The sequence below is a fragment of the Sphingobacterium sp. UBA7625 genome (genome assembly GCF_002484085.1).
Taxonomy (GTDB): domain Bacteria; phylum Bacteroidota; class Bacteroidia; order Sphingobacteriales; family Sphingobacteriaceae; genus Sphingobacterium; species Sphingobacterium athyrii.
This window is the reverse complement of sequence record NZ_DLJD01000040.1, coordinates 1-12415: the sequence shown is the minus strand read 5'-3', so window position 1 is coordinate 12415 and position 12415 is coordinate 1. Positions and strand designations below refer to the sequence as shown.

The 12415-nt window shown below is 41.4% G+C and carries 7 protein-coding genes and 1 pseudogene; 3 read left to right on the top strand and 5 right to left on the bottom strand.

Annotation, left to right across the window (positions count from 1 at the left end; all coding sequences use genetic code 11):
- Nucleotides 1–126 precede the first annotated feature (126 nt).
- A complete protein-coding gene (locus B4G94_RS16815) occupies nt 127–3306 on the top strand; it encodes a TonB-dependent receptor (RefSeq protein WP_286860287.1) in 3180 nt (1059 codons plus the stop codon).
- Nucleotides 3307–3503: 197 nt separating this feature from the next.
- Here B4G94_RS16815 and ctlX read toward each other — a convergent pair whose 3' ends face one another.
- The gene (gene ctlX / locus B4G94_RS16810) at nt 3504–4457 is read right to left on the bottom strand and encodes a citrulline utilization hydrolase CtlX (protein ID WP_104384711.1); all 954 of its coding nucleotides are present in this window, start codon (nt 4455–4457) and stop codon (nt 3504–3506) included.
- Between the two features lie 506 nt (nt 4458–4963).
- On the opposite strand from ctlX, the gene gcvP reads away from it, so the two are divergent.
- Both gcvP and B4G94_RS16800 read left to right on the top strand, forming a co-directional pair.
- A complete protein-coding gene (gcvP, locus tag B4G94_RS16805; protein WP_286860282.1) occupies nt 4964–7837 on the top strand; it encodes an aminomethyl-transferring glycine dehydrogenase in 2874 nt (957 codons plus the stop codon).
- 232 nt (nt 7838–8069) lie between these two features.
- Nucleotides 8070–8894: an N-acetylmuramoyl-L-alanine amidase gene (locus B4G94_RS16800; RefSeq protein WP_108635370.1), complete on the top strand. Its 825-nt coding sequence runs from the start codon at nt 8070–8072 to the stop codon at nt 8892–8894.
- Nucleotides 8895–9017: 123 nt separating this feature from the next.
- On the opposite strand, the gene idi is transcribed toward B4G94_RS16800, so the two are convergent.
- The 4 genes and pseudogenes from idi to B4G94_RS16780 form a co-directional block, all read right to left on the bottom strand.
- The gene (gene idi, locus B4G94_RS16795) at nt 9018–9551 is read right to left on the bottom strand and encodes an isopentenyl-diphosphate Delta-isomerase (protein WP_286860279.1); all 534 of its coding nucleotides are present in this window, start codon (nt 9549–9551) and stop codon (nt 9018–9020) included.
- 75 nt (nt 9552–9626) lie between these two features.
- Entirely contained in the window at nt 9627–10940 is a 1314-nt protein-coding gene (locus B4G94_RS16790) for a nicotinamide mononucleotide adenylyltransferase (protein ID WP_108635368.1), read from the bottom strand.
- A gap of 78 nt (nt 10941–11018) precedes the next feature.
- Complete coding sequence (locus B4G94_RS16785; protein WP_108635367.1) at nt 11019–11561, bottom strand: NUDIX hydrolase; 543 nt, start codon at nt 11559–11561, stop codon at nt 11019–11021.
- Nucleotides 11562–12415 (bottom strand): annotated as a pseudogene (locus B4G94_RS16780) (phospho-sugar mutase); the annotation flags it as partial.

Genomic DNA, 12415 nt, shown 5'->3' with positions numbered 1-12415 from the left:
TTTTTTGCTTCGTTATTTTTCCTTAATTCGTTTTGTGGTGCTTTGTTTATAATTTCATAATATTTCGTTTAGCTTCTGTTAATACTGTCAGAGTAGTTTTGTTGCCATATCACAACCAACAACTAAATGAAAGAAATATTACTTACGACTTGTGCCATTGCGATAGGAACAGGTTTGTATGCGCAAACAACCCAGGCAGGATTTTCCGGAAAAATTACGGACGAGAATAACAAAGGCGTTCATGGGGCTTCAATAGAGGTTCGTAACGAATCGACAGGTTTTACCACCAAAACATCTACCAATGCCAATGGTGATTTCAATTTTAAGGAACTTCCATTGGGAGGCCCGTACATCATTAAAGTGACTTATATCGGTTACGGAGAGCAGGTTCGTTCGGGCTTTACGCTAAACCAAGGGGATATGATCCGGTTAAACATTCCGATTCAGAATGCTTCAAATGTACTGGAAACAGTTGAATTGACTGGTGTAAGCACCCTCAAGAATAAAATAGAGAACTTGGGTGCTGCAACAGCGGTTACAGCCCGGGATATTGCGAAACTACCCGTCAATGGCCGTAATTTTACTTCGTTAATGGATCTATCTCCGTTGAGCAAGGGGGATAATATCGGTGGTCAGCTCGGGTCTTCTACCAATTTTACCATTGATGGTATGAACGCAAAAAACCCGACTTCTGCGGGTTCGACAACAAGCCGGAGTGGTGCTCCTTTTTCGATCTCTATTGAAGCAGTACGGGAGTTTAAAGTCGTGACCAATCAATATGATGTGACTTATGGGAGAGCCGGAGGGGGTACAGTCAGTGCCGTGACAAAACAAGGAACAAATAAGACACAGGGTAGTGCCTGGTTATATTCGCGAGCAGACTGGTTGTCGAGTCCTTATGATATTCGGGGAAACAAACGAAGCAACGATTTTTCCACTTATCAATATGGCTTTACTTTAGGTGGTCCCATTATAAAAGACAAACTCCATTATTTTGTTGCCTGGGATCATCAGCAAGACTCCCGTCCCTTGATTATTGCTGATATCAACTCTGAAGCCGATGAAAAAAGATTTAATGTTACAAACGCGACATTGGATGAATTTGTCAATATCGGGCGGAAAAAGTACGGATTGGGAAACGAACGCCAATATGGTGCTTTTGACAAGAAAAGAGGCTCCGATGCGATTTTTGGACGTATTGACTGGCAAATCAATGATAATAACTTATTGACAATCCGTAATAACTTTACAAGTGACAACAATAAGCTTGGGCTTCAAGACAACAAACCAATTACTTTATATGAATCTTACGGGAATGACAAGAATATCGACAACAGCCTACTGGCTACATTGCGTACCACCATTTCCCCTAAGGTAACCAATGAGTTAAAAGTACAACATCTTTATACCTATCAGAAAAGTAGTCCGGGAGACCTTTTACCCGGCCAGAATATTCCACGTGCAATTGTAGAAGATGCGATCTCCAAAGTTGCCGGGGAAGATAAAAAGACCACATTGCAATTGGGCGGGCATCGTTTTGCGCAGGAATCCTTTAAAAATAATGTATTTCAGCTTGTCGATAACATCTATTACAGCACCGACAATATCAATTACACCTTTGGTGTGGACCTGATGTATACCCATGCAAATTCCATTTACGGAAGTGAGGTCAATGGTCGCTTCCATTTTAGACCAAGTGATGGAAAAACGGCTATGCAGAACTTTGACGACATGAAGCCATATGCTTACTATCGTGAAGTTCCTTTGATGAGTGATCCAGCAGTGGTCGGTAAGATATTCAATGCCGGTGTGTACGGGCAATTACAAACTAAATTAGCACAAGGATTGGATTTGGTAGCTGGATTGCGACTGGATTATGGTCATTATCCAACCTCTCCATTAAACGAAGAATTGCTAAAAGGGGTCGGAGTACGTACAGATCATAAACTGAAGTCTTTCGTTATCCAGCCTCGTTTTCAAATGACATGGGATGTAAACGAAGAACGTAAAGATTTCTTCCGAGTGGGGGGAGGTATATTTGCTTCGGATATCAATAATTATATGACGATCAATAACCTTACTTTCGATGGTAAACACTTTGCTACTGTTGATGTTCGTGGGGCTGATGTACCCACACCAAATTTTGTCGGCTACAGAAAGGATCCATCATCGACACCTACTTTAGCCCAGTTTCAGGTCCCGACCATCAATACTTATGGTCCCGATGCCAAAATCCCGGTCGTGTATAAGGCTAATTTATCTTATACGCACTTTTTCACAGAAAAGTTGAAGGCAAGCCTTTCCGGATATATGAATTTGGGGCGCAATAATTATATGTACGTCGATCGTAATATGGTGAAAGATCCCTTCTTTAGACTAGCAAATGAAGATAATAGAGGCGTATTCGTTCCTGCGGCATCCATCGTTGATGGAGCTCCGGATTGGAAAAAAGGACGGATTTCAGATAAATTTGGCCGAGTTTTGGAATTGAATTCTGAGGGCAAAGTCAATCAGTTTGCTGTCGTCCTGGATGCAAGCTATCAGTATTACAAGGATGGAACGATCTCGGTTAGTTATACCTGGAACGATGCAAAGGACAATACTTCCTTCAACGGGAATGTGGCCAATACGGCTACCTTATCCCTAGCGGTGAAAGATGATCCTCGCGATTTGAGCAAAATGAGCTATTCGAACAATCAATTCCGTAATAAGATAGTTATTTACGGAACTTTGCCCACATTTTACGGAGTTAGTGTCGGCGTTCGCTACTCAGGTATCGGCGGGACACGGTATAGTTTACTCGCAGGCGGTAACATTAATGGAGACTTTGTCGCCGGTGATAATGATTTGGCCTTTATCTTTGACCCGAATAACCCGAATACTTCAAAACAGCTGGTTACCGGACTCAACAATCTGTTGAATAACCCAGAAGCGAGTCAGAGTCTTAAAGATTATATCAAGGAATATCAGGGTAAAATAGCAGAACGTAATGGTGGGGTGAATGGTTTTTATGGTTTGATCGATCTACGAATTGCTAAAAAATTCAATTTATATAAGAACCACGCATTGGAGATATCGGGCGATCTTTTCAACGTTGCCAACTTGTTTAAGAAAACTTGGGGCATAAATGAGTCTCTAGGCAATCAAAATCTATATGCGTTAGGCGGCAAAGATGCTGCCGGAGAAAAGCTGATTCCTTTTGATGTTGCCAAGCAGCAGTTTAATTACAATGTAAACAATTCAGGTATTGTTACCCCCTCCGGCAACCCATACCAATTCCAGCTGGGCTTACGTTATTCTTTCTAAATAGTTTAGAAAAGCAGGACACGGCTGTCTGACTAGATAGCCGCGCCTTTTAAAATTGAATCAAAAAATAACAATAAAGGGGAAAATGTCTGATGTAATATCAGGTTCAGATACAAGAAAGATCAACAAATTAGAAAAAAAAGAGATTCATTAGCTGTATCCTGATGGAATTTGAGTTTCAAAAAGTGATGAATGCCTTAAGCATTCATCACTTTTTCTTTTGGGAGGAATACTTCCGCCATCATATGGCGGACACTACCTCCGCCACAGGTTTCAATAACATGTAAATCCTGATGGATGATTTTTCCATGCTTTTCCAATTGTGCCGTTTGATAAAGGGTCAATGAGGATAATGCTTTATCGCTTAATACGATAAAACGGTTTCCATATTTATTTCTGACCTGAAGACAGTTTGCCGCAAAATTTTCCAGTTGGTTTTCGTTGATCTCGATGATTTCTTTTCCGGTTTCTTTTAATTTCTTTAACAACCCTTCCCGTTCGGATTGATTGTCAATCGCAGCCGGACATAAGATTGCAAAATCTTCTCCCACAGCCAATACCACATTGGTATGATAGATAGGTCTGCGTTCGCCATTGACTGTCTGAAATGCATGAAAGACGATCGGAGTATAATTTTCTGTTTTGCAGTATTCGTCCAACATGGTGCGGTCCGCGCGTTCCGACAGCGCACAATAAGCAATACGGTGTGTTCGGTCCAGTACAAGGGCCCCGGTTCCTTCTAAATATTGTCTGTTATTTTCGGCCTCACTTAAGTCTTTAATCAACTTTACATAGTAACCGTTTTGTTTCAATGGACCCTCAAAATCCAATAAATGCTCTTTTCGACGGTTGGGGGCAAACATCGGATAAAAGATAATTTTTCCGTCCTGGTGGAAAGAGACAATATTGTTCGGAAATATACTGTCCGGGCTTTCCGATTTTTCATCGTCCTGGATGACCGTCACTAAAATGCCGTGTGATTTTAATTCATTGACAAGGGCATCAAATTCACTTTGTGCTTCCCTATTTACATCTTCACCGCTTAAGTTTTCAATGTCCTTTTGAAAAAAATTATTGACTGCGGTCTGCTCATTTTTGCGGAAGACAGAGGGTCTTACTAGGAGTACACTGTCTGTTACCTGTTTTCTCATGATTTATAATCGTTACTTCGCTGGTTTATATTTGTTAAAAAGAATGATATGCTTGTTTTTATGAGTCCCATTGCAGTAAAAGCCCGATTTCTCTTTTCGATTTTCAGCAATGCTGCACTACGAGTGAAATCCCTTTGAATCATTGAACAGTGTCAGAAATCACTTTACAATTGGTACTTATACTAATGTATTGAAAAATCGGCGCCATTGCAAAAGAATATCTTCAATCTTTCATTTTTTATTATTCTGTTAAGTTATCTTTGATTTGTTTGGTATATTTTCAACATGAACTTTGGTTGTTTGTTTTTATTTGAATTTTAATGCATATAGGACAATCGATTGCATATCTGCGCGTTGTTAAAACTGACTTTTTATACACTTTTTTGCTTCGTTTTCAGTCATTTATTTTGCTATCTTTGCTCATCCAAAAAACGACTGTTTATAAGAGAGTTAATTACCTAATTATTATGTCGCTAACTGTCTATAAGCGTTAACTTTTTGCACACATGAGCAATATACACTTCCAAGAAAAATTCGAAAGTCGCCACAATGGCCCAAGTCCAGTTGAAGCGAATGAAATGTTGGCCAAATTGGGCGTAACGTCAATTGACCAGCTAATCGACCAAACGGTCCCTTCTCAAATCCGTGCCCCAAAACCTTTAAATCTTCCAAAAGCATTGTCTGAGGTTGCCTATTTAAAGCGGATAGCGGAAATTGCAGAGAAAAATAAAGTTTTTAAATCTTTTATTGGTCAAGGATACTATGACGTGATCCTTCCGGGTGTAATTCAACGCAATGTGTTTGAAAATCCGGGATGGTATACGCAATATACTCCTTACCAGGCGGAAATTGCACAAGGTCGTTTACAGGCACTGTTAAACTTCCAGACCGTTATTTCTGATTTTACTGGATTGGAAATTGCAAACGCTTCATTATTGGATGAAGCTACGGCTGGAGCTGAAGCTATGTTTATGCTTTACTCAGCGCGTAAAAACAAAGAAGCAAATGTATTCTTGGTTTCTGAAAATGCCTATCCACAGACGATAGATGTATTGAAAACGCGTGCCTTATCTTTCGGTATCGAGCTGAAAATCACAGCTATTCAAGAATCGGAATTGACAGACGACGTTTTTGCTGCATTCGTGCAATATCCAGCGGCAGACGGTTCAATCGTTGATTACAAATCATTTGCTGACGCAGCACACGGTAAAAACATTACGGTATGTGCTGCCGCCGATCTAATGAGCTTGGCGCTGTTGACTCCTCCGGGAGAATGGGGGGCAGATGTTGTTGTCGGTAACTCACAACGTTTTGGTGTGCCGATGGGATTCGGAGGTCCACACGCGGCATTCTTTGCTACACGTGATAGCTTCAAACGTAATATTCCCGGACGTATCATTGGTGTAACTTCTGATTCCAATGGAAAGTATGCCTTACGTATGGCTTTACAGACACGTGAGCAACATATCCGTCGTGATAAAGCTTCTTCTAATATCTGTACGGCGCAGGCTTTATTGGCTATTATGGCCTCTTTCTACGCTGTTTACCATGGTCCCGAAGGAATTAAAAATATTGCATCCCGTATCAATGCTTTAGCAAGTTTATTGGATCAAGCATTACAATCATTGGGTTATGCCCAATTGAATAAAGCGTACTTTGATACCCTACGTGTGGATTTAGGTGCACATGCGGGCGCATTAAAATCTGAAGCGTTGAACAATGAGTTGAACTTCTACTACAACGGTTCACAGGTTTCCATTGCTATCGATGAGACAACAACTTATGAAGATATCAAAACAATCGTAAAAGTGTTTGCAAAAATTCAGGGCAAAACATTGAACGATGTAGATTTCGATACTTTAGAAGAAAACTTAGGTTCCTCGATCCCTGCTGAATTGGTTCGTACCTCAGCGTACTTAACTCATCCAAACTTTAATAGCTACCATTCTGAACATGAAATGTTACGCTATATTAAATCATTGGAAGCAAAAGATTTATCGCTTTGCCATTCTATGATCCCATTGGGTTCATGTACCATGAAATTAAATGCCACAGCTGAAATGACCCCTGTTACCTGGGCGCGATTTGGTGGATTACATCCATTTGCACCAGCAGATCAAACTTCAGGTTATATGCAGATGATCGGTGAATTGAACGATTGGTTGTCTGAGATCACAGGTTTTGCTAAAATGAGCTTCCAGCCGAATTCAGGAGCACAGGGTGAATACGCGGGACTAATGGTTATCCGTGCTTATCATGAGAGCCGTGGTGATCATGGTCGTAACATCTGTTTGATTCCAGCTTCTGCACACGGTACTAACCCTGCATCGGCTTCAATGGCTGGTTTGAAAGTGGTCGTGGTAAAATGTGATGAACTTGGAAACATTGATATTCCAGATCTAAGAGCAAAAGCGGAAGAGCATGCTGCTCATCTGAACTCGTTAATGGTGACTTATCCATCTACGCACGGTGTATTTGAAGAATCAATCATTGAAGTTTGTGAAATCATCCATGCCAATGGTGGCCAAGTATATATGGATGGCGCAAATATGAATGCGCAGGTAGGTTTGACAAGCCCGGGCCACATTGGTGCTGACGTCTGTCACTTAAACTTGCATAAAACATTCTGTATTCCTCACGGTGGTGGTGGCCCTGGTATGGGACCGATCGGTGTTGCTAAACACTTAGTGCCTTTCTTGCCTAATCACCAAGTTGTTTCAACATCCGGAGAAGAAGGAATTACGGCAGTTTCTGCTGCGCCATTTGGTTCAGCATCAATCTTGATCATTTCCCATGCCTATATTTCGATGATGGGTGGTGAAGGCCTGACCAATGCTACACGCACGGCAATTCTAAATGCAAACTATATTAAGGCGCGTTTGGAAAATGCTTATCCAGTACTTTATTCAGGTAGCAATGGACGTTGTGCACACGAGATGATCCTTGATTGCCGTGGTTTCAAAAATGTAGGTATCGAAGTTGCTGATATTGCAAAACGTTTGATGGACTACGGTTTCCATGCGCCAACAGTTTCTTTCCCTGTTGCAGGCACATTGATGGTTGAGCCAACGGAGTCAGAATCTAAAGCTGAATTGGATCGTTTCTGTGATGCATTAGTTGCTATTCGTCAGGAAATTGCTGCAGTGGAGGCTGGAGAAGCTGAACAGGCAAATAACGTATTGAAGCATGCTCCGCATACAGCGGCAGTGGTTACCGCAGATGAGTGGGATAGACCTTACAGTCGTCAAACGGCTGCTTATCCTTTGGAATATGTGAGAGAGCGTAAGTTCTGGCCTTCAGTAGGTCGTGTAAACGATTCTCAGGGAGACCGCACATTGATCTGCTCATGTCCTTCGATCGAAGAATATGCTGAGGCGTAACCGTCTTAAAAAAATATAAAATAAAGAACAAATAAGGTCTATAGATCGCAGAAAGTCCGGACATCCCGTCCGGACTTTTTTGATGATCAGATTATGGTAGAAACAAACCGGGTGTGAATAAGGAATGATTTCGTGAAAAGTGCTACAGGAACGGAAAGTTATTGTACCAATTTAAGTTACAATTACCCTAGAGTCGTATTTTGGAAGTATATTTGTGTTGAAACATTTCGATATGAGGATAACATTAACATTTAATCTTTTTGTTGCTGCGGCATTGATTACATCTTGTGCGGGCAATAAATATGCGAAGACCGAGAAAGTATATAAAAATCAAGCAAAGGAGTTCTCTAATTTATATCGCGCCTCTCCCGTAACGGGACAGCTGGAAAAAGTAAATGTCAAAGATCAGCAGTGGATTGCCTCCATCAATTTTGGTATCCGGAAGCCTAATTTTGTGGTAATTCATCACACGGCTCAGGATTCTCTCGGGCAGACCATTCGTACCTTTCATTCCGCAAAAGCAGGAGTAAGTTCACATTATGTTGTCGGTAGGGACGGTAAGGTTGTGCAGATGGTGAATGATCTGTACCGTGCGCATCATGCCGGTCTGGGTAAATGGGGAAATAATACCGATCTGAATTCTTCGTCCATAGGTATTGAACTGGATAATAATGGGACAACGGATCCCTGGACGGATGCGCAGGTAAATGCGTTGATACAGCTATTGACTTATCTAAAGAATACCTATAGCATTCCGCAGGCAAATTTCATCGGTCATATGGATCTTGCCCCTACACGTAAAAATGATCCGTCACGATTCCCTTGGAAAAGGCTGGCCGATCAGGGGTTTGGCTATTGGTATGAAGAATTTTTGGAAACACCTCCTGTTGACTTTAACCCAAAAATGGCTTTACGTATTATTGGTTATGATGTCAGTAATCTAGACGCGGCAATAAAGGCATTTAAGATTCACTATATCCAACAGGATGTGAATACCGCATTTTTGGGTGAAAACGATCTAAAGATTATGTATTCCATCTATAAGAAATACCTATAGTGATCTCTTGAACAGTATAAAATGAGGGGAGCAATTTTTGATAGAATTGCTCTTTTTTATTTGCAGGGCTAGCAGCCCCTAGCGCTACTATTATCGTGCCGTTGATGGAGTATGGGCGTTATCTTACTTTTTGTATTTGTCCAAATAGGTTTCAAATACACGTTGATAGATTAGCTTGAACCAAGGAGTAAATTTCTCCGGGAAGTGCGCGATTTCGTCTTCGATCTCCTGTTGACCCATATACTGTACGGCGGCGACTTCTGCCGGATTAAAATCAGGCGCTCCACTGAATTTTCCAATCAGGACATGATCAAATTCATGTTCGGTAAGGCCATTGTCAAATCGGGCACTGTATACAAATGAAAAGGCATCATATAGCGCTGTTGCCTCAATATGGAGCTCTTCTGTCAGGCGTCTCGCTGCAGCATCCAGATTGCTCTCTCCGAGGCGTTGATGCGAACAGCAGCTGTTTGTCCAAAGCCCGCCACAATGGTATTTATCCAGGGCCCTTTGCTGTAGGAGAAGCTGATCCCGATCATTAAATAAAAAAACACTAAATGCCCGATGCAACAAGCCCTTTTCATGGGCTTCAAATTTTTCCATGCTGCCAATCACGGCATCATTAGTATCAACGAGTATTACATTTTCTTGCTTCATAAGGACTGGAAATAAATATAGTCCAATTTAACTAAATTGGACTATATAATAAATTAATTTTTAACGAAGCGTATATTATACGGTTTTTACAAATTTCTCGTCGTAATTTTCAATATCAATGATGTATCCGTTCTTGATCAAGAAATCAAATAGAGGTTTTGCCTCTTCGGAAACAGGCATATTTTGCGTGGTGATGATTTTATTTTCCTTTTTCAATAGGTAAGGATAAGCGTAAAGCTTTACATTTTTATTGAACATGCCGGATATGTACGATAATAGCTCATTGGTGTACAGCTCTTTATTGTAGTTGTCCGAATTAAAGATGTTCTTTAAGTTATAAACGTTTGTCGCAATTCCGATATTCTTAGGTTTAAAGTTGCTTATAAACTCAGCGAGATGATTATTTCTACGGAAGTTGCTGACGATAATGTTGTTGCCTGTGGCACATAACTCATCTGCTCTTGATGCGAATTCTTGGAGATCTTCATCTGTAATTTCATGCGTATCCTCTAGCACATTCCCCATCAAAACCTCGATCAAAACAATGGTGTCACTATCCGTAGCCCCTGTGTTTTTCTTAAACTGTTCGACGGCAAGGTTAAACAGGTCGAAGTTAGGAAGTGATTTCTGACGGTATTTTGTGCGGAGTAAGATGATGTTCTTTTTGTATAAATAATCCTTGATCTGTACCGCTTTACCATCGGGTTGGAAAATAGCCGCCTTAGCGAAGCCTTTGGCAATGAGATATAAATTAATCAAGCGCTGGTTGACATTTTCAAAAAGAGGGCCATTTAACTTAACCAGATCAATTTCGACAGATCCTATGGATAAGTTATCGACCAGGGATTCAATCATGGTCTGCACATCTTCTGCATAATAGTAGGCTGCAAACAACAAATTCACACCGATAATGCCCAATACTTTTTGTTGCAGCTGATTGTCGCTATCCAAGAGTCTGATGTGAACAATAATATCGTTTGTAGGCCCGCCGACCTCGTGCTGAAAACGGAGACCAATCCATCCATGGGGTTCATTTGTTTTGGTGAAATTCAGCGTGGTGACAGTGTCCGCAAAGGCAAAGAATTTTTTATTGCAATACTTATCACCGTGCAATCGTTGGGTCAGCAAGTCAAATTCATGGGAAAGCATCTTCTGTAAACGAGTTCTGCTGACATATCTGCCGTCTTCTTCTTCACCGTATATGGCATCGCTGAATGCCATGTCATAAGCTGACATTGTTTTCGCAATGGTACCTGATGCAGCGCCTGCATTGAAAAAGTTACGTGCGACTTCCTGTCCAGCACCGATCTCCGCGAAGGTTCCGTAAATCTCGGGGTTTAGATTTATCTTCAGGGCCTTTCGCTTGGTTTCAAAAATTTCTCTTGCCATGGCACAAAGGTACAAAAATCAAAAGTCTAGTGAAAATTAAAGTATGAAAGGAAAAAACAGAATAAAATTAGGCTTGTTTTAAAACAAGCCTAATTTATTAAAAGCATAGAACAATGCACTGCTATGCAGGGCTTGGCTAAATTTGTTGTCCAGCAGCATGGCTTTTGCTTCCTTAAGCGGTATAAGGAAAACGTCGATCTCCTCGTGTTCATCCAGTTCCTGTTCCTGAACTTTCTGTCCTCCGGTCATGAGATAGGTATACGTAACATTACCGCTTGTTGCCGGATTGGCATAGAGCGTAGCGATCTCTTCGATTTTTTCAAACTGATACCCTGTTTCTTCGAGCATTTCCCGTATAGCGGCTTCTTGGGGATTTTCACCCGGCTCCATTGTGCCCGCCGGAATTTCCAAAGAAAGGATCCCTGCTCCGTGACGGTATTGCCTGATTACCAATAACTCGTTTTGTGCCGTAATCCCGACCATGTTGACCCAATCTGGATATTCCAGCACGTAATAATGGTCGTTGATGCGTCCATCGGGCAGTTCGCATGTATCCCGCCGTAATGTTGCCCAGGGCTCTTTGCAGATATATTCAGATGATAGTAGTTTCCACTTCTCCATTTAACCAACAATATCTTTCATCATGCGGTCCACTTTTTCTTCCAATATATGTTGAAGATTCAGATAGTCCTTTTTATCCTGAAGTATCCCCTTAACGGAGCAATAAAATTTGATTTTGGGTTCCGTACCTGAAGGTCTTGCCGAAATTACGTCACCATCGGTCGTAATGAATTGCAGGACGTCCGACTTGGGAAGTGTAATCTCTTTCTTATCTCCTGTTTTCATGTCAGTAGCTTGGGAAAGTTGATAGTCCCGAATTTCCTTGACTTCGATTCCGCCGAGTTTCGTTGGTAAATTTTGACGCAACCCGGCCATCATGGCCTGAATTTCCTCGGCTCCGGCTTTTCCTTTTTTCGTTAAGGAAATCAGTTTTTCCTGATAGCAGCCAAATTCCTGATAGATCTCCAATAATACGTCATAGATAGTCTTGCCTTTTGATTTAAAATATGCGGTCATTTCAGCCAGGAAAGCACAGGAATTAGGCGCATCTTTATCTCTGACCAGGTCACCGACGAGGTAGCCATAACTTTCCTCTCCACCGGCTAGATATTGGGCCGAATCCCCTAATTTTGTGATCAGTTCGCCAATATATTTAAAGCCAGTAAGGGTTTCATAATGCGCTACATGATAATGATCGGCAATATCAGCCTGAAGGTTGCTGGTTACAATTGTTTTAACGATATATGGGTTTTGTCCCAATTGTTGTAGGTCACTCTTTGCACTCAATACATAGTAGATTAGCAAACTGCCGATCTGATTACCATTGAGTAACTGAAATTGCCCCCGGCTGTTTTTAACGGCGATTCCGACACGGTCAGCATCGGGGTCAGTCGCCAAAACGAGATCCGCGTCAA

Coding starts and splice junctions, on each gene's coding strand:
- B4G94_RS16815 (WP_286860287.1), top strand. CDS start 127: ATGAAAGAAATATTACTTACGACTTGTGCCATTGCGATAGGAACAGGT.
- ctlX (WP_104384711.1), bottom strand. CDS start 4,457: ATGAGAAAACAGGTAACAGACAGTGTACTCCTAGTAAGACCCTCTGTC.
- gcvP (WP_286860282.1), top strand. CDS start 4,964: ATGAGCAATATACACTTCCAAGAAAAATTCGAAAGTCGCCACAATGGC.
- B4G94_RS16800 (WP_108635370.1), top strand. CDS start 8,070: ATGAGGATAACATTAACATTTAATCTTTTTGTTGCTGCGGCATTGATT.
- idi (WP_286860279.1), bottom strand. CDS start 9,551: ATGAAGCAAGAAAATGTAATACTCGTTGATACTAATGATGCCGTGATT.
- B4G94_RS16790 (WP_108635368.1), bottom strand. CDS start 10,940: ATGGCAAGAGAAATTTTTGAAACCAAGCGAAAGGCCCTGAAGATAAAT.
- B4G94_RS16785 (WP_108635367.1), bottom strand. CDS start 11,561: ATGGAGAAGTGGAAACTACTATCATCTGAATATATCTGCAAAGAGCCC.